Annotated in this window: 14 protein-coding genes; 6 read left to right on the top strand and 8 right to left on the bottom strand. The window is 65.4% G+C overall.

Annotated features, from left to right (window positions below; all coding sequences use genetic code 11):
- Positions 1-51: 51 nt before the first annotated feature.
- The 5 genes from AC0L20_RS31630 to AC0L20_RS31610 all read right to left on the bottom strand — a co-directional run bounded on the left by AC0L20_RS31630 (position 52) and on the right by AC0L20_RS31610 (position 4,212).
- Positions 52-369, bottom strand: coding sequence for a cupredoxin domain-containing protein (locus AC0L20_RS31630; RefSeq protein WP_027568641.1), 318 nt, complete (start codon positions 367-369; stop codon positions 52-54).
- A gap of 10 nt (positions 370-379) precedes the next feature.
- Positions 380-913 (bottom strand): DUF4142 domain-containing protein, encoded by a 534-nt coding sequence (locus AC0L20_RS31625; protein ID WP_473294499.1) that lies wholly within the window; start codon positions 911-913, stop codon positions 380-382.
- Between the two features lie 91 nt (positions 914-1,004).
- A complete protein-coding gene (locus AC0L20_RS31620) occupies positions 1,005-1,709 on the bottom strand; it encodes an RNA polymerase sigma factor (RefSeq protein WP_473294498.1) in 705 nt (234 codons plus the stop codon).
- A gap of 106 nt (positions 1,710-1,815) precedes the next feature.
- Positions 1,816-2,685 (bottom strand): sulfurtransferase, encoded by an 870-nt coding sequence (locus AC0L20_RS31615; RefSeq protein WP_473294497.1) that lies wholly within the window; start codon positions 2,683-2,685, stop codon positions 1,816-1,818.
- A 192-nt stretch (positions 2,686-2,877) separates the two neighbouring features.
- Positions 2,878-4,212, bottom strand: a complete 1,335-nt coding sequence (locus tag AC0L20_RS31610) for a dihydroorotase (protein WP_473294496.1) — start codon at positions 4,210-4,212, stop codon at positions 2,878-2,880.
- A gap of 101 nt (positions 4,213-4,313) precedes the next feature.
- Between AC0L20_RS31610 and ygfZ the strand changes: the two genes are divergently transcribed.
- The 6 genes from ygfZ (at position 4,314) to AC0L20_RS31580 (ending at position 11,014) form a co-directional block, all read left to right on the top strand.
- The gene (gene ygfZ, locus AC0L20_RS31605; RefSeq protein ID WP_473294495.1) at positions 4,314-5,195 is read left to right on the top strand and encodes a CAF17-like 4Fe-4S cluster assembly/insertion protein YgfZ; all 882 of its coding nucleotides are present in this window, start codon (positions 4,314-4,316) and stop codon (positions 5,193-5,195) included.
- Positions 5,192-5,818 carry a DNA-3-methyladenine glycosylase I gene (locus AC0L20_RS31600; RefSeq protein ID WP_473294494.1) on the top strand — a complete coding sequence of 209 codons (627 nt, stop codon included), beginning with the start codon at positions 5,192-5,194 and terminating at the stop codon, positions 5,816-5,818. Before ygfZ ends, AC0L20_RS31600 begins: the two co-directional genes overlap by 4 nt.
- Positions 5,815-6,429, top strand: a complete 615-nt coding sequence (locus AC0L20_RS31595) for a YfbR-like 5'-deoxynucleotidase (protein ID WP_473294493.1) — start codon at positions 5,815-5,817, stop codon at positions 6,427-6,429. The genes AC0L20_RS31600 and AC0L20_RS31595 overlap by 4 nt, the downstream gene beginning before the upstream one ends.
- A gap of 131 nt (positions 6,430-6,560) precedes the next feature.
- Entirely contained in the window at positions 6,561-7,067 is a 507-nt protein-coding gene (locus AC0L20_RS31590) for a tyrosine phosphatase family protein (RefSeq protein WP_027568633.1), read from the top strand.
- 220 nt (positions 7,068-7,287) lie between these two features.
- A complete protein-coding gene (locus AC0L20_RS31585) occupies positions 7,288-8,256 on the top strand; it encodes an NUDIX hydrolase (RefSeq protein ID WP_473294492.1) in 969 nt (322 codons plus the stop codon).
- A gap of 49 nt (positions 8,257-8,305) precedes the next feature.
- Complete coding sequence (locus AC0L20_RS31580; protein ID WP_473294491.1) at positions 8,306-11,014, top strand: DUF2339 domain-containing protein; 2,709 nt, start codon at positions 8,306-8,308, stop codon at positions 11,012-11,014.
- A 3-nt stretch (positions 11,015-11,017) separates the two neighbouring features.
- Here the strand turns inward: AC0L20_RS31580 and AC0L20_RS31575 are convergent, their stop codons facing one another.
- From AC0L20_RS31575 to AC0L20_RS31565, 3 genes are all read right to left on the bottom strand, one after another.
- Positions 11,018-12,706: a methyl-accepting chemotaxis protein gene (locus AC0L20_RS31575; RefSeq protein WP_473294490.1), complete on the bottom strand. Its 1,689-nt coding sequence runs from the start codon at positions 12,704-12,706 to the stop codon at positions 11,018-11,020.
- A gap of 285 nt (positions 12,707-12,991) precedes the next feature.
- Positions 12,992-14,962, bottom strand: a complete 1,971-nt coding sequence (locus AC0L20_RS31570; RefSeq protein WP_473294489.1) for a methyl-accepting chemotaxis protein — start codon at positions 14,960-14,962, stop codon at positions 12,992-12,994.
- A gap of 199 nt (positions 14,963-15,161) precedes the next feature.
- Positions 15,162-17,318 (bottom strand): methyl-accepting chemotaxis protein, encoded by a 2,157-nt coding sequence (locus tag AC0L20_RS31565; RefSeq protein ID WP_473294488.1) that lies wholly within the window; start codon positions 17,316-17,318, stop codon positions 15,162-15,164.
- Between the last annotated feature and the right edge of the window lie 78 nt (positions 17,319-17,396).

The raw sequence follows: 17,396 nt of genomic DNA, 5'->3' as shown, positions 1-17,396 counted from the left end.
CACGCGGACGGGGCCAGTTTCCGCTGCCGCCGGGAATACGCTCCCCAGCCGTTACGGCTCGATCTTGAGCGTCGCTTTCATGTTGGGATGATAGCGGCAGTAATAATCGACCGTGCCTGCCTTCTTGAGAACCAACGTCCCTGATTTTTTCGCAGGCAGGTTGACGTCGAAATCGCCGTTCCCAGCAGTCGCGGTGTGGGCGAATACGTCCTTGTTGATCCATTCAATGGTGTCGCCGACCTTGGCCGAAGCGTCTTTCGGCGACACTTCGAGATTCTCCATCGTGATCTCGATGGTCGCAGCATGCGCCGGGACGGCCAACGCCACGAGCAGGACCGCTGACACGATCGCAGACAATCGTCCCGGCATCATCGCCTCCCTATTTCAGCTCCGCCGCGACATGCTCGGCATGCTGCTGATGCCCCTGGAAGATTTTCAGACCGGTCTGCAGCAGGCTCTTCAGCTCGGCATTGCTGGCGGATGGAATGAGCTGGGTTTCCAGCGCGCCGTTGACTGTCTTGTGGTAGGCGACCTCGTTCGCGACATAGGCCTTGTCGAAGGCAGCACCATTTAGCTTGTCGAGTTCGGCGAGCTTATCGCTCGCCTGCTTTGACAGCGCCTTGCTGGTGTCGTTGTCTTCAGGCGTGACGTTCAGCTTCTTGACCAGCGCGAGCGCCTGCTTGTTGACGGCCTCATGGTCGCGCAGCATGTCCTCGGCAAATGCCTTCACGTCCTTGTTCTTGGCCTTCTTCTGCGCCTGCTTGGCTGCGTTGATGTCGATCACGCCGGCGGTGTAGGCGATGTGGGCGATCTGCGGATCGGTCGGCTTGTCGGCTGCTCTGGCACCTTGCAGCAGCGCGGGGCTCGACAACAAAATTGCAGCGGCGATCGCCGTGGTCCAACGAACGAACATGGTTTGACACTCCTGTGGTGCCGGACGTTTTGCCGGCGCGTTGCTTCACAGGCGTTGGATGGAATTCTCGCGCGAACGTTCCCGAAAAACTTCAGCCGCCGATGCCGAGCCGCTTCAGCACCGACACGGTCAGCCGCTCGCAGAGCCACCCGGCGAACGGGAACGCATCCATCACCACCGGACCAATCTCCTTCTCGACGTTCTCGCGCAGCATGGTCCGCGCACGGTGCAGCCGCGTCTTCACGGTCTCGGGCTTGACGCCGAGCAGCTCGGCGGTCTCCTCGATGTTCAGGCCTTCCATGACGCGTGCGACGAAGACCATGCGGAAGACATCCGGTAATTCATCGATGGCGCGCTCGACGACGCGCTGGATTTCACGTTGGGCCATGGTCCTTTCCGGATCGCCTGCGGGAGAAGCGGGAAATTTGATGATTTGCGCCTCGAGCATCGCTTCAGGCACCGAGCCGAGCTCGACATGCGGCCTGGTGCTTCGCGCCCGGCCAAGCGCCTCGTTGATAGCGATGCGCGACAGCCAGGTCGACAGCCCGGACTCGCCGCGGAAGCCGTCGAGATGGGTGAAGGCGCGGACATAGGTTTCCTGAACGACATCCTCGGCTTCGTTGTCGCTGCGCAGAATTCCGCGCGCCAGACGATAGAGCCTGCGGTTATTGGCCTGCATGATCTCGCGCAACGCGGCCTCATCACGGCCCCGCGCCCGCTCGACCAGTTCGGCTTCCAAGGTCCGGATTTCCGATGTTTTGGCGCCGGCGGATAGGCCGGCTGCGGTCCGTGGCATGGCAGTCACCTGCTCGTTTGGCTTCGTTCCCGGACATTGGATGCCGCCCCAAGGGAAAGGTTCCCAACTTTCTGTCCCTCCCCTGGGGGAGGGACCAGGGAATGTCCTAATCCGTCTCGATCGGGAGCGCCGGATCCCTCGCCCACTCGCCCATCGAGGCATCGTACAGCGTCAGCTTGTCGTATCCGAGCTGCGTCAGCAACAGCAGGTCGATCGTCGCCGAGATGCCGCCGCCGCAATACAGGATCACTTTCTTATCGCGGGTGACGCCTGCCGCGGCGAATTTGGCTTCGGCATCGGCGAGCGTCGTCAGCGTCTTGTCGGCATTGGTGAGGATTGCCGCGGGAACATTGACGCTGCCGGGAACGCGGCCGGGCCGGCCGTAGCGGCTCGGCTCGAGGCCGCGATGAAATTGCGGGCCGAGCGCGTTGACGATAACAGTCGCGGGATCGCCGAGCCGTGCCTTCACCGCATTCTTGTCGACGAAGAAGCCCGCACGCGGCGCCGCCTTGAAGGTCGTGACCGGATAGCCCTTCGGGGCGCCTGTTAGGACCGGCCGTCCCTCCTCCTTCCATTTGTCGAGACCTCCGTCGAGCACCCGCGCGTCGACGCCGAGCGAGCGCAGCATCCACCAGAACCGCGTCGACCACATCATGGTGCCGATGCTGTAGAGCACGACCGACTTGGATGCATCGAGGCCATGGCGGCCGAAGGCGGCCTCCAGCTGGGCCACATCAGGCATCATGAAGAATTGCTGCGCAGAGGCGTCGGAGAACTCGCCTTGCAGGTCGAGAAAATCGGCCCCCGGAATATGGCCCGCCTCGAACGTCTTGTCGCCGGGCACAGCGCGATAGGGCACGTCGCTGCCTGGCGGCACCGGCTCGTTGTAGGTCGTGCAGTCGTAGAGGCGCAGGTTGGGATCGCCGAGCTGGGCTGCGAGTTGCTCGGTGGTGATGAGGGGTGTTGGTTGGGTCATTGTGCGCTCCCATGTCTCCCCAATGTCGTCCCGGCGAAGGCCGGGACCCATAGCCCCGGGAAGAAATTATGTGGAGGCTAGTCGTTCGGTACTGCGACTTTCGCAACCGAGACACCTCGCGGTATGGGTCCCGGCCTTCGCCGGGACGACATCGAGTGTGCAGCGCGCGCGTGCTGCCTCACCGCAAGTTACTTACGCCTTCAACGTCTCCAGAAACCGCACCGGCTCACCTTGCGCGGCGGTCACGAGCTCGCCCTGCCACATCACGCGGCGGCCGCGGATGAAAGTGCCGACGGGCCAGCCGGTGACGCGGACGCCGTCATAGGGGGTCCAGCCGGCCTTGGACGCGACCCATTTGTTGGTGATGGTCTCGCTGCGCTTGAGATCGACGACGGTGAAATCCGCGTCATAGCCGGCGGCGATGCGGCCCTTGCAGGCCATGTTGTAGAGGCGCGCGGGGCCGGCGCTGGTGAGATCGACGAACCTTGCCAGCGACAGCCGGCCGGCATTGACGTGGTCAAGCATGAGCGGCACCAGCGTCTGCACACCGGTCATACCGGAGGGCGAGGCCGGATAGGTCTTCTGTTTCTCTTCAAGCGTATGCGGGGCGTGGTCCGAGCCGAGCACGTCGATGATGCCCTGCTCGATGCCGCGCCAGATCCCGGCGCGATGATCGGCGCCGCGCACCGGCGGGTTCATCTGCGCCAGCGTGCCGAGCCGCTCGTAGCATTCGGGCGCGACCAGCGTGAGATGATGCGGCGTCGCCTCGCAGGAGGCGACATCCTTGTGGTCGCGCAAAAATTCGATCTCTTCCTTGGTCGAGATGTGCAGCACATGGATGCGCTTGCCCGTCTCGTGCGCGAGCTTTACCAGCCGCTGCGTCGCCATCAGCGCCGCGGTCTCGTCGCGCCACACCGGGTGCGAACGCGTGTCGCCCTCGATGCGCAGCGGCTTGCGTTCATTAAGACGGTATTCGTCCTCGGCATGGAACGCCGCGCGGCGGCGGATCACCTGGAAGATGCGGCGCAGGCTTTCGTCGTCTTCCACCAAGAGCGCGCCGGTCGAGGAGCCGATGAACACCTTGACGCCTGCGCAACCGGGCGCACGCTCCAGCACCGGCAGATCCTGCACATTCTCGCGGGTGCCGCCGATGAAGAAGGCGAAGTCGCAATGCATGCGGTGATGGGCACGCTTCACCTTGTCGGTGAAGGTGGCCTCGGTCACGGTCAATGGCGAGGTGTTCGGCATCTCGAACACGGCGGTGACGCCGCCCATCACGGCGCTGCGCGAGCCGGTCTCGAGGTCTTCCTTCTGCTCCAGCCCGGGCTCGCGGAAATGCACCTGCGTGTCCATCACGCCGGGCAGGATGTGCAGGCCCTTGCAGTCGATCACTTCCGCGGCGGAAGCCTGCGACAGCGCGCCGATCTCGGCAATGCGACCGTTGACGACGCCGATATCGCGGGCTCCCTCGCCGTCCTGGTTGACGACAGTGCCGCCCTTGAGGATCACGTCGAAACGCTGGGTCATGGCTGAAGGCCTCTCTCGTCCCCAAGCGCAGGGCTTGAGGTCTTGTCGTTTTTGCCTTGCGGGCTTACGTTCCGGAGCAACATGTCGCAAGAGATTTTCGTATGAAATCAGCGTTTCTTCCGGACCGGGGCGTGATCAAGGTCGCGGGCGAGGATGCGCGCAACTTCCTCAATGGCCTCGTCACGACCGACGTCGACAAGCTGAAGCCGGGCCTGGGCCGATTCGGCGCGCTGCTGACGCCGCAGGGCAAGATCATCGTGGATTTCCTGATCACGGAAGCGCCTGCCGGCCATGGCGGCGGGTTCCTGATCGATTGCCCGAAGCCGCTTGCCGACGGCCTCGCCACCAAGCTGAAATTCTACAAGCTGCGCGCCAAGGTCACGGTGGAAAACCTGTCCGAGGATCTCGGCGTGCTCGCGGCCTGGGACGGCAAGCCCGCGGCCCAGCCCGACCTCGCCTTTGCCGATCCGCGCAATGAAGACCTCGGTACCCGCATCCTGATCCCTGAAGATCTCAAACAGAAGCTGTCCGATCTGATCGGCGCCGAGATGGTCGGCGCCGCCGCCTACGAGGCCCACCGCATCGCGCTCGGCGTGCCGCGCGGCGGGCTCGATTTCACGTACAGCGATGCGTTCCCGCACGAGACCAACATGGATCGCCTTTCCGGCGTCGATTTCGACAAGGGCTGCTATGTCGGCCAGGAGGTCGTCTCGCGCATGCAGCATCGCGGCACCGCCCGCACCCGCAGCGTGAAGGTGCTGCTCGAGGACTCCTCGCCTGAGCCCGGCGTCAGCATTCTCGCCGGCGACAAGCCGGTTGGCACGATGGGCTCGTCGGCGCAGGGCAAGGGTATCGCGCTGGTGCGCATCGACCGCGTCGCCGATGCGCTCGATGCAGGACAGGCGCTGACTGCCGGTGGCCTCGCTGTGAGGCTTGCAGAACCAGACGTCGTGCGCATTCCAACGAAGCAACCCATCGCATGAGCCGTGCTCCCCGCCTGCATCCCGACGGAAAGACGCGTTGCCCCTGGCCCGGCGAAGATCCGCTCTACGTCGCCTATCACGACACTGAATGGGGCGTGCCGGAATATGACGACCGCGCGCTCTATGAGAAGCTGATCCTCGACGGTTTCCAGGCCGGGCTGTCCTGGATCACCATCCTGCGCAAGCGCGACAATTTTCGCAAAGCCTTCGACGATTTCCAGCCGGAAAAGATCGCACGCTACAACGAGAAGAAAGTTCACGCGCTGATGAACGATGCCGGCATCGTGCGCAACAAGGCCAAGATCGACGGCGCGATATCAAGCGCGAAATCCTATCTCGACATCATGGAGAAGGGCCCCGGCTTCTCGAAATTCCTGTGGGACTTCATGGACGGAAGGCCCAAGGTCAATCATTTCAAGACCACCGCGAGCGTGCCGGCCTCGACGCCGCTCTCCATGCAGATCTCCAAGGAGCTGTCCGCGCGCGGCTTCAAATTCGTCGGCCCGACGATCGTGTATGCCTTCATGGAGGCGACCGGCATGGTCAACGATCATCTCGTCGACTGCCATTGTCACGCGAGCTGCGGCAAGTCGCAGCGCAAACCGCGCCTCAAGGCCAAATGAGCGCGAAGAAGACCGAACGCGGCGCCGACACCCGCGCCTGGCAGCGCATGCTGTCGGGCCGGCGGCTCGATCTGCTCGATCCCTCACCGCTTGACATCGAGATCGCCGACGTCGCGCATGGGCTGGCGCGTGTCGCCCGCTGGAACGGCCAGACCATCGGCGCGCACATCTTCTCGGTCGCGCAGCACACGCTGCTGGTCGAAACCGTAATGCGGCACGAGAACCCCCGCGTGGATCAGCGCATGCGGCTTGCCGCGCTGCTGCATGACGCGCCCGAATATGTGATCGGCGACATGATTTCACCGTTCAAGGCCGTGCTCGACGGTCATTACAAGGCGGTCGAGAAACGCCTGCTCGGCGCCATCCACATCCGCTTTGGCCTGCCGCCGGTACTGCTGGAGGAGATCACCCTGGCGATCAAGGCCGCCGATCGCGGCGCAGCCTATCTGGAGGCGACGACGCTCGCCGGCTTCAGCGAGAGCGAGGCTAGGCGCCTGTTCGGCAAGGATCCCGGCCTCTCCGACAGCGTCCGGCGCGATTATCTCACCCCCTGGACGGCTGCCCGGGCCGAGAAGCAGTTTCTGGAGCGGTTTGGCGCCGTGTTTGCGTAGGTCCTGCAGGGCGGGCAATGGGGCCCTTGCGCCGCCCCCACTAATTTTGCGCAATGAGACGAAAGTGGTGGGTACGCTTCGCTTTGCCCACCCCGCCAACGCTCGCTATAATCTGCGGAAAAAGGTCCGCCATGATCCACGTCTGTTCCCTCGCCGCCCTTCCCGAAACCGTCCGCCTCACCAAGGCCAGCCACGTGCTGACCGTGATGGCCAATGTCGAGCAGGTGGCGCGGCCGGTGTCGGTGCTGCCGGCCAACCATCTCAAGGTGTCGATGGACGACATCACCGAGGAGATGGACGGCTTCGTCGCGCCATCGGAAACGCATATCGAGCAGGTGCTGAACTTCGTGCGCGGCTGGGATCGCGACGCGCCGCTGGTGGTGCATTGCTATGCCGGCATCAGCCGCTCCACCGCGAGCGCCTTTGCCGCCGTGTGCGCACTCAATCCGGATCGCGACGAGACCGAGATCGCGAAGAAGATCCGGGCAGCTTCCCCGATCGCCTCGCCGAACCGCCGCATCGTCGGCCTCGCCGACCGTGCGCTGGGGCGCAACGGCCGCATGCTGCGCGCGCTCGATGAGATGGGCCCGGGCGCGATGATGGTCGAGGGCCGCCCCTTCGTGATCGAGCTCGAATGATCATTGCGCACCACAGCACAGGTGCGCTCCCTCTCCCGCTTGCGGGAGAGGGGCGGGGAGAGGGTATCGCCGCATCGGGACAGTCCCCTAGAGGAGAAAGCCCTCACCCGGCGCTGTGCGCCGACCTCTCTCGCAAGCGGGAGAGGTTACAGCGAGCCCGCGGCGAGACCGGGTCAATCAATTGGCATACCTATCTCATCACTCACGCGACCGCCGTCGCATGAGAGAAAAGCTGCTGACGCCGATCGAGATCGGCCTGACTGCCGCGATCGTCGCGATCGAGGATCACGAGCCGCTGATCCTCACCGCGCGCGACAGTGACGGACTGGCGGGCCTGCCGTTCGGCCCGTTCGATGCGCCGAGCCATCGCACTTTCGAGATCGGCCTGCGGGCCTGGGTCGAGGAACAGACGGGGCTACGGCTCGGCTATGTCGAACAGCTCTACACGTTCGGCGATCGCGGCCGGCATGCCGAGGCCGGCGATACCGGCGCGCACATGGTGTCGATCGGCTATCTCGCACTGACGCGCGCCATCGGCGGCGAACTCGCAGCCACGAGTGCGAGCTTCGCGCCATGGTATCGCTTCCTGCCTTGGGAGGACCGGCGCGAGGGCCCGCCCGCGATCGTCGCGCGCGACATCATCCCGGCATTGACCGAGTGGGCCGAAGAGGAGACGTCGGAGACGACGCGCGCATTGCCGCGCAAGGATCGGGTGCGGTTCTATTTCGGTCTCGACGGCGCGTCCTGGGACGAGGAGCGCGTGCTCGACCGCTACGAGCTCCTGTACGAGGCCGGGCTGGTCGAGGAAGCGCGGCGCGACGGTCGCCCTGCGGCATTAGCGCGCAAGGCACTGCCCGCGCTCGGCACATCCATGCGCTTCGACCACCGCCGGATTCTTGCGACAGCGATCGCGCGGCTGCGTGCCAAACTGAAGTATCGTCCTGTGGTCTTTGAACTTTTGCCCGCCGAGTTCACACTCACGGAATTGCAGTATACGGTGGAGGCGATCTCCGGCCGACACCTGCACAAACAAAATTTCCGCCGCCTGGTCGAAATGGAAGCCCTGGTCGAACCGACCGGGGTGATGTCGACACAGACGGGCGGACGTCCGGCGGCGCTCTACCGCTTCCGTCGCGACGTGCTCCAGGAGCGGCCCGCGCCGGGCTTGCGCGTACGCTCCCGGCGCTAACCCGAGATATGTGTGATCGGCCCCTGCCCGCCGATTGCCTGGAGGCTTTATGTCTGACGGCCCGTTTGACGTCTTCGCGCTGATCATTGCGGTCATCGCTTTCATCATCGCGATCAAGGCCTCCAGCCAGGCGGCTGAGCTGCGACGACGGCTGAGCTCGCTCGAAGCGACGTTCCACGCGCAACGGCCCGTGCAGCCGCCGCGGATCCCGGCAGATGTGTGGGCTGAAGCGTCCGCGACGACTTCCGCAGCGCCGCCGTCGCTTGTGCCCCAAGCCGAAGTGGTGCCCGAAGCGCCGCCCCCGCTCATCACCGAGGATGTTTCACCGCCACCGCTCGCAGCGAACACCGGGGCCGACGCGACGCCGCCGCTGCCCGCACCCGCGCCCGGCTTCGAGGAACGGCTCGGCACCCGCTGGGTGGTGTGGATCGGCGGCCTTGCGCTCGCGCTCGGCGGCTTCTTCATGGTGCGCTATTCGATCGAGGCCGGCCTCGTCGGCCCCGGCGTGCGCGTGTTCCTTGGCGGCGTTTTCGCGCTGGCGCTGCTGGGGGCCGGCGAATGGTCACGCCGCAAAGAGGGCATCTCCAATATCGCCGCGCTGCCGATCGCCAACATTCCCGCGATTCTCACCGCGGCCGGCACGGCGGTGGCGTTTGCGACCATCTACGCGGCTTACGCGCTCTATGGCTTCCTCGTGCCCGCGACCGCCTTCGTGCTGCTCGGCCTCGTCGCGCTCGGCACGCTGGCCGCGGCGCTCTTGCACGGGCCCGCGCTCGCGGGCCTCGGCGTGGTCGGCGCGTTCGTGACGCCGATCCTCGTCTCCAGCGACAAGCCGGACTATTGGGCGCTCTACATCTATCTCGCCATCGTCACCGCCGCGAGCTTCGGCCTCGCTCGTATCCGGCTGTGGCGCTGGCTTGCAGTCACCACCATCGCCTTCGCCGTGCTCTGGATCTTTCCGGGACTAGATACCAGCGACTTGCAGGTCGCACCGCACGCTTTCCATGTGATCGCAGGCTTCGTTCTTGCCGCTCTTCTCGTGGTCTGCGGCTTCATGTTCGGCCCGACGATCGAGGACGGCGAGATCGAACCGGTCTCGTCCGGCTCGCTCGGTGCCTATCTGTTCGGCGCGATGCTGATCGTGCTGTCGAGCGCGCATGCGGACCTGGCGCTGATCGCTTTCGCGCTGCTGGTCGGCGCGACGCTGCTTGTCGCCTGGCGCGCGCCGGCGGCCACCGGCGCACTCGGCGCGGCGGCCGCAACCGTCTTCGTCGTGTTCGCCGAATGGGCGGTGCGCGCCAATCCCGACATGCTGGTGCTGCCGGGCGGCCCCATCGCCGGCATCGCACCGACGGCGATCGACAGTGCGGTGACACTGCATCTGGTGATGGCGGCGATCTTCGCCGCCGGCTTCGGCATCGCGGGCTTCCTCGCGCAGGGCCGTTCGAACTCGGCGATCATTCCGGTGGTGTGGTCGGTCGCCGGTGTCGCGACGCCGATCGCGATCCTGGTCGCGCTCTACACACGGATCGCGCATCTCGACCGCTCGATTCCGTTCGCCATCCTCGCGGTGCTGCTCGCCGCCGCCTTTGGCGCTGCCACCGAAGCCCTTGCGCGCCGCGAGTCCCGGCCGGGCGCCATGATCTCCACGGCCTTGTTCGCGACCGGCACGCTCGGTGCGCTGGCGCTGGCGCTGACGTTTGCGCTGGAGAAGGGCTGGCTCACGATCGCACTGGCGCTGATGTCGCTCGGCACCGCCTGGATCTCGATGCAGCGGCCGATCCCGTTCCTGCGCTGGCTGGCCGCGATCTTCGCAGGCCTCGTCACCGCCCGGATCGGCTATGATCCGCGCATCGTCGGCGACGCCGTCGGCACTACGCCGATCTTCAACTGGCTGTTGTGGGGCTACGGCCTGCCGGCGGCATCGTTCTGGGCGGCGAGCTTGTTCCTGCGCCGCCGCGCCGACGACGCCCCTCTGCGCATGGTCGAGAGCGCCGCGATCCTGTTCACCGCCCTCCTCGCTTTCATGGAGATCCGCCATTTTGCGACCGGCGGCAACATGACGGACGCACCGTCGCTGCTGGAATGCGCGCTGCAGGTCTGCGTCATGCTCGCCATGGCGATCGGGCTGGAGCGTCTGCGGCAGCGCAGCCGCAGCATCGTGCACAATGTCGGCGCGGTCGTGCTCACGGCAATCGCCGGGCTCGTCGGCGTGTTCGGCCTCTTGATCCTGGAGAACCCGCTGCTGTGGCGCACTGACGTTGGCGGCGCCGTGTTCAACCTGCTGCTGCTCGGCTACGCGCTGCCGGCGGTGCTGATGCTGCTGCTGTCCTATGCCGTGGCCGGCCAACGCGGCAAGGCCTACGCCAACACGATTGCGGGCGGCGCGCTGCTGTTCGCGCTTGCCTATGTCACGCTGGAGATCCGCCGCTTCTATCACGGCCCGATCCTCTCCGCCGGGGCGACCACGGGCGCCGAGCAATATACCTATTCGATCGGCTGGCTCGGCTTCGGCGTGGTGCTGCTGGGCGTCGGCATTCTCGTCAATTCCGAGCGGGCGCGGCTGGCGTCGGCCGTCGTGATCGCGTTGACGATCCTGAAGGCCTTCGTCATCGACATGTCGACGCTGACGGGCGTCTACCGCGCGCTGTCGTTCATGTGCCTCGGCATCGTGCTGGTCGCGATCGGCTGGCTCTACCAGCGTATCCTGTTCCGGCGGCAGGTCGCACCGCCGCCGGCTCCGCAGACGAGCATTTGAGGATCAGGCCGCGCGAACCGATTCCAGGAATTGCGCGACCTCGACCTTGAGACGGGTGCTGTCCGTCGCCAGCGATTTCGCCGCCGACAGCACCTCGTTCGAGGCCTCGCCGGTCTCAATCGCACCGCGCTGCACGTCGGTGATGTTCGACGAGACCTCCTGCGTGCCGACCGAGGCCTGCTGCACGTTACGCGAGATTTCCTGCGTGGCCGCGCCCTGCTCCTCGACGGCGGCGGCAATGGCCGCAGCCACCTCGGACAGCCGCTCAATGGTGCCGCCGATCTCCTGGATGGCACTGACTGATTCCTGCGTCGCTGCCTGGATGCCCGAGACCTGCGCCCCGATCTCACCGGTCGCTTTCGCGGTCTGCTCCGCCAGCGCCTTGACCTCGGAGGCGACGACCGCGAAGCCCCGGCCGGCTTCACCGGCACGCGCGGCCTCGATGGTCGCGTTCAGCGCCAGCAGATTGGTCTGCCCTGCGATGGTGTTGATGAGCTCGACGACGTCGCCGATGCGGGACGCCGCCTGCGATAGTGCGTTGACGCGATCGTTGGTCCGCGCCGCCTGCTCGACGGCCTCCGCCGCCATCCGCGCCGAATCCTGCACGCGGCGGCTGATCTCGGTGATGGAGGACGACAGCTCCTCGGAAGCGGATGCCACCGCCTGGACGTTGGTCGAGGCTTCCTCGGAGGCGGCTGCGACGACGGTCGCGAGTTCCTGTCCGCGCTGCGCGGTGTTGGTCAGCGTCGAGGCAGAGGCCTCGAGCTCGGTCGAGGCCGAGGACACGGTCCCGACCACCTCGCCGATCATGGCTTCGAATTTGCGGGTGATGGCGTCGACGCGGCGGCCGCGTTCGATCTTGGCTTCGGCGTCGCGCGCAGCGGCCTCGTCGGCGGCCTTCTTGGCGATCAGCGCCTCCTTGAAGATCTGCAGCGCATCCGCCATCGAGCCGATCTCGGTCTTCTCGCCGCGATGCGGCACCTCGGCCGAAAGGTCGCCCTCGCCCAGCGACTGCATCGGACGGATGATCGAGGCAATGCCACGGGAAACGTCGCGCACGAGATAATAGGCGGCGCCGATCGCGATCACGACCGAAAGCACGATGATGCCGACCAGCACGCGGAAGATCATGGCATAGCTGTCGGCGGCCTGCTTGGTCTCCAGCTCGGCGCCGCGATTGTTCATCTCGATGCCCTTCTGAAGCAGGGGGTCGGCGGCCTGCGCCATCTTCGCGACCTTGGTCTGCAGCAGCTCGTTGGCGTCGGCCGGGAAACGCCCAACGCCCTTGCGCGACAGCGCCATCACGTCCTGCACGCCGTTCAGATACTCGGCCCACGCCGTGCTCCATTGCCCATAGAGCGAGCGCTCCTCGGCGGAGGTGATCAGCGGCTCATAAACCTTGCGGGTCTGGTCGATACGCGCCCGGAGCGAGGCGAGGCGCTTCTCGGCGGCGTCCTTGCCCTCAACGGTGTCCTGCATCAGATGCAGACGCAGCGCGACGCGCAGCTCGTTGATGTCGGCGCGAAGCGAGCCGAGCGCGCGCACGCTGGGCAGCCAGCTCTCCGCGATCTCGACCGTATGGGAATTGATGTTCTGCATGGTGCCGATCGCCGTCACGCCGACGCCGGCGAGCGAAAGGACGAGGACCGACAGCACGGCCAGAAGCTTGAAGACGATGGACAATTTCGACATCACGACAAATCCCGATGTTACCTAGCAACGCGCAAATTGTCTGCGCCGCAAATCGCCACGACGGTGGCGAGACGGAGGTCAGTTCAACAATGCTGGCTGGTTCTTATCCCGTGAGATTGCACACATAGTCGCAAGCAGGCGTTAACAGGGACCTACGTAAAGTTACGGGACACTTCCGACAGTCGTTATTTCTCATGCAACCGTCTGTTGCAGCTCACAGCCAGCTCATGCTGCCACGCGCAGCCGGCCCGCTTGCGCCGCAACATGCGACCGACGCGGCGGCTGTCACGCCGCCCGCACCGATTCCAGAAAGCGCGCGACCTCGCTCTTCAGCCGGTGGCTTTCCTGCGAGAGCGATTGCGCTGCCGAATGCACCTGCGCCGAGGCAGCCCCGGTTTCGCCTGCCCCGCGCTGGACGTGGCCGATGTTCGCGGAGACTTCGGAGGTGCCATTCGCGGCGTGCTGGATATTGCGGGAGATCTCCTGAGTGGCGGCGCCCTGTTCCTCGACCGCGGCGGCGATGGTCGACGAGATCTCCGACATCCGCGCGATGGTGTCGCCGATCTCCTTGATCGCACCGGCTGAGTCTTGCGTCGCGTTCTGGATCGCACCGATGTGCTGGCTGATCTCGCCGGTCGCTTTCGCAGTCTGCTCGGCGAGCGCCTTCACTTCGGTCGCGACCACGGCAAAGCCCTTGCCGGCTTCGCCCGCCCGCGCCGCCTCGATCGTCGCGTTGAGCGCCAGCAAATTGGTCTGGCTGGCGATGGTGTTGATCAGCTCGACCACGTCGCCAATGCGGGAGGCGGCCTTGGTCAGCTCGGCGACGCGCGCATTGGTGCGCTGGGCCTGCTCGACGGCGACATCGGCAACACGCGCCGATTCCTGCACCTGACGGCTGATCTCGGAGATCGAGGAGGTCATTTCCTCGCTCGCTGAAGACACCGACTGCACGTTCGCGGAGGCCTCTTCGGAGGCGGCCGCCACGACGGTGGCAAGCCCGTTGCCGCGCTCGGCCGCCTGGGTCAGCGTGTTCGAGGACGCCTCGAGCTCGGTTGCAGCCGACGAAACAGTATCGATGATCTCGCCGACCGCGCCTTCGAAATTATCGGCGAGCCGGTGCATGTCGGCCTTGCGCTGCTGGCGCCCGCGCGCATCGGCTTCGATCTGCTCGGTGCGCAGCCGCTCGGCTTCCGCCATATTGGTCCTGAACACCTCGACGGCGCCGGCCATCTCGCCGATCTCGTCTCTGCGCCCGACGCCGGGAACGGAAATCGAAAGCTCGCCGCGCGCTAGCCGCGTCATCGCGCCGACCATGCCTGCAAGCGCTTTCGAAATCGAACGTCCCAGAAGGAATCCGACCGCGGCGAGCACGAGGACGGTGACGCCGAAGGCGACGGCCATCCACAGCCGCACGGAATCGCGGGTCGCAGCCTCTGCAGCTTCGGCTTTCCTGTAGAGGTCTTCGACTGTGTTGCGCACCTCGATCATGCCCGGTTCCAACCCACGGAAGGTTTTCATCATGCTGGCGTCGAGGGCAGCAGTTTGCTGCGCGGTCTCCACCCAGGACGCGAACTCGGACTGGTATTTCTGCAGCTTGGCTGTGATGTCGTTCATCACGGCCGTAGGGACTGCGACGACCTCTATCGCCTTGGAGAATTCGGCTGCGGCCTTCTTCATCTCGGCGATGTATTTTGGATCGCGCCGCAGCATGAAGTCCTTCTCATGCCGGCGCATCATCAGCATCCAGCTCGTGCTCCTGGGATCGTCGATCTCCTTGAGCTTGGCTTCGATGTCGTGCACCGCGGCGCGGAGCGAGCCGGATAGGCCCAGCGTCTCGTTCAGGCCGAGCCGGGTCTCCGCGGCCACCAATTTGCCGAAGTCCGAGGCGTATCGCTTGAAGTCGTCCTGGGCCTGCTTCATCCGGTCGGACAGCGCGCTCATGCCGCCGGCCGCCATCAGACGCTCGATTTCTTCGAAATCGCGATTGATCGGCCCGATCAACTCCGCGTGGGCCTTGGCGTAGCTCTCGTTGCGGCGCTGCTGAAAATTCTTCTCGTTGCGGCGCGCCTCCAGCATCTCGATCGAGAGCTGCTTGTCGAGATCCGCAATCGCGCGAGCCCGGTTGGCAACGTCGCGCGAGGCGTCCTGGGAGAGACTGCCCATCTCATAGATCGCGCCGAAGGCGACGAGACCCAACAATCCGAACAGTCCGATCGCCATGACCTTATGGGTGAGGCGAATGGAAGGGCCACTCATGGGATGTGCTCCAATACGATGGATACGCAATGCAAGGAGGGCGACTCGGCACCCGGAATATTGCGGAGATCATGACTGAATCGGTTTTCCGGAAGGTTAACCGTGCGGCTCTTCGCACCGCGGCATCCAGCTGCGAACGCATGCGAGCCACCGGGCGTCTTCGCGCGGCGGTTGCAGTCGGTCGATGACGGCGGCCGCGTCACGCTGCGCGCACGGTATCGAGGAAGTTGCCGACCTCGAGCTTGAGGCGGTTGCTGTCGCCTGACAGCGACTGCGCCGCCGCCAGCACCTGCGACGACGCCGAGCCGGTCTCGCTCGCGCCGCGCTGCACGTCGGTGATGTTGGCCGAGACCTGATGGGTGCCTTCCGCCGCCTGCTGCACGTTGCGGGAGATTTCCTGTGTCGCCGCGCCCTGCTCTTCCACGGCAGCCGCGATGGTGGAGGAAATCTCCGACAGCTTCTCGATAGTGCCGCTGATGTCCTTGATTGCGCCGACCGAATGCTCGGTCGCGGTCTGGATGCTGGCGATCTGCTGCCCGATCTCGCCGGTGGCCTTCGCGGTCTGTTCGGCGAGTGCCTTGACCTCGGAGGCGACGACCGCAAAGCCGCGACCGGCTTCGCCGGCGCGCGCGGCCTCGATGGTCGCGTTGAGCGCCAGGAGATTGGTCTGACCTGCGATGGTGTTGATCAGCTCGACCACGTCGCCGATCCGCGTCGCCGCCCTGGACAATTCGCTGACACGCTCGGTGGTGACACGCGCCTGGCCGACAGCTTCGTTGGCCACGCGGGCCGATTCCTGCACCTGCCTGCTGATCTCGGTGATAGAAGACGACAGCTCCTCGGTCGCCGACGCCACCGCCTGCACGTTGGTGGACGCCTCCTCGGAGGCCGCAGCAACCATGGTCGTGAGCTGCTGCCCGCGCTCCGCGGTCGATGTGAGCGTCGACGCCGAGGCTTCGAGCTCGGTCGCTGCCGAGGACACGGTATTGACGATCTCCCCGATCGCGGCTTCGAAGCCGTCGGCCAGCTTCCGCATCTCCGCCTTGCGCTGCTCGGCTGCCCGCCGCTCGGCCGCAGCGTGATCGCCGCGCATGCGTTCGACTTCGAGGCCGTTTTGCTTGAAGACTTCAACGGTCCGCGCCATCTCGCCGACCTCGTCACCTCGGCGGGTGCCTGGCACGACCGTCGTGAAGTCGCCATTGGCGAGCCCACCCATCGCAACCGAAATGGCTGAAAGCGGCTTGAGGATCCGGCCAAAGGTGATCCAGAAACTGAGGCCAGCGAGCATCACCGAGGCGCAGAGCAACACGACCGTGAAAGCGAAATTACGAGTGCTGCCTTCTGCCTGCATCGTGGCTTCGCGGTCAGCGGCCGCGCCGATGGCTTCACCGAGCTTCAGCACCGCATTGATGCCGGCGGTGGCCCGCGTGAAGTACTCGGGTCCCGTGATCTTGTAGTCCCCGGCTTCGCCACCGGCGAGCACAAGCGCCCGCGTTTCACCGTAGGCTCCAAAATAGGACTTCTCGACCTCCGTCATCGCCTCGCCGATCTGCACGGCGAGGTCCGCGCGCAGCCGCACCGGCAATACCGTGTCCCATGCGAGTTCGACCTTGGCCCGCAGCGCCGAAAGGCGCTCATAGCCCTCCATCCCGAGCTTCGCGCGCGCACCGACGACCCCAGCGAGCAGGGCCCGCTCCCTTCCGGCATTCTCGGCCATCTGAGCTGTCAGATGTCGCAAGCCGATGAGCTGGGCCAGCCTTGCCACAGGCGGGCTGGTGAGCGTCTCGAGCGTCAGCCTCAAGCGGTTGCTCGCGACGTCGATCACCTCCGTAATTGTTGGCGCGAAGCCATCTACGAGGTCAGCCTCGCGTTCGACGCGCGGGCGCGACATTCCCGCGTCGGCTTTCTCACGCAAGAGACGCAGCGCCTCGAATTTCGCCGCGGCGTCCGCAATTTGTCTTTGCCCCGCTGTCATTTCGGGAATCGCGCTGATATCGAGGACGGCTTGGCGAAAGGCCTCGTCGGCCGTCGCGCGCGCCTTTGCGATTTCGGCACGGCGCTCGGCGCTGACGACATCAGGAGACTTCAGCACGGCGTTGGTCAGCCCGCGTTCAATGGCCCAATGTCCTGCGCTGCGCAGCAGCAGATGGGCAACTGCATTGACCTTCAGGAATGCCTCGGACTCTCGCCGCTTGAGGATGGCCTCATAGGCGATGAATCCAGCCGAGGCCAACCCCAGCAAGACCAGGGCAGAGATGATGATCGGCAAGATCGTGCCGATCCGAACATTTCCAAGCCGACTCCACGCGCTGACGGCCTGAGTTCGGACCTGCTGATGATGAGCAGGGCTCAACATGCTACGTTTCCCCCAAAGGAAACACGCAGCCAAGTCCTTGCCGGCTGCATGGACGTTGATCGCCCTTGCCGGAGAATC

The organism is Bradyrhizobium sp. Kon58 (assembly GCF_055807455.1).
The sequence above is the reverse complement of the archived record's forward strand: the minus strand, read 5'-3'. Positions and strand labels throughout refer to the sequence as shown.

Bases quoted from the DNA above. Each gene is read 5' to 3' on its own strand.
- AC0L20_RS31625 (WP_473294499.1), bottom strand. From the start codon at position 913: ATGTTCGTTCGTTGGACCACGGCGATCGCCGCTGCAATTTTGTTGTCG.
- ygfZ (WP_473294495.1), top strand. From the start codon at position 4,314: ATGAAATCAGCGTTTCTTCCGGACCGGGGCGTGATCAAGGTCGCGGGC.
- AC0L20_RS31620 (WP_473294498.1), bottom strand. From the start codon at position 1,709: ATGCCACGGACCGCAGCCGGCCTATCCGCCGGCGCCAAAACATCGGAA.
- AC0L20_RS31615 (WP_473294497.1), bottom strand. From the start codon at position 2,685: ATGACCCAACCAACACCCCTCATCACCACCGAGCAACTCGCAGCCCAG.
- AC0L20_RS31630 (WP_027568641.1), bottom strand. From the start codon at position 369: ATGCCGGGACGATTGTCTGCGATCGTGTCAGCGGTCCTGCTCGTGGCG.
- AC0L20_RS31610 (WP_473294496.1), bottom strand. From the start codon at position 4,212: ATGACCCAGCGTTTCGACGTGATCCTCAAGGGCGGCACTGTCGTCAAC.
- AC0L20_RS31565 (WP_473294488.1), bottom strand. From the start codon at position 17,318: ATGTTGAGCCCTGCTCATCATCAGCAGGTCCGAACTCAGGCCGTCAGC.
- AC0L20_RS31600 (WP_473294494.1), top strand. From the start codon at position 5,192: ATGAGCCGTGCTCCCCGCCTGCATCCCGACGGAAAGACGCGTTGCCCC.
- AC0L20_RS31570 (WP_473294489.1), bottom strand. From the start codon at position 14,962: ATGAGTGGCCCTTCCATTCGCCTCACCCATAAGGTCATGGCGATCGGA.
- AC0L20_RS31575 (WP_473294490.1), bottom strand. From the start codon at position 12,706: ATGTCGAAATTGTCCATCGTCTTCAAGCTTCTGGCCGTGCTGTCGGTC.
- AC0L20_RS31580 (WP_473294491.1), top strand. From the start codon at position 8,306: ATGTCTGACGGCCCGTTTGACGTCTTCGCGCTGATCATTGCGGTCATC.
- AC0L20_RS31595 (WP_473294493.1), top strand. From the start codon at position 5,815: ATGAGCGCGAAGAAGACCGAACGCGGCGCCGACACCCGCGCCTGGCAG.
- AC0L20_RS31590 (WP_027568633.1), top strand. From the start codon at position 6,561: ATGATCCACGTCTGTTCCCTCGCCGCCCTTCCCGAAACCGTCCGCCTC.
- AC0L20_RS31585 (WP_473294492.1), top strand. From the start codon at position 7,288: ATGAGAGAAAAGCTGCTGACGCCGATCGAGATCGGCCTGACTGCCGCG.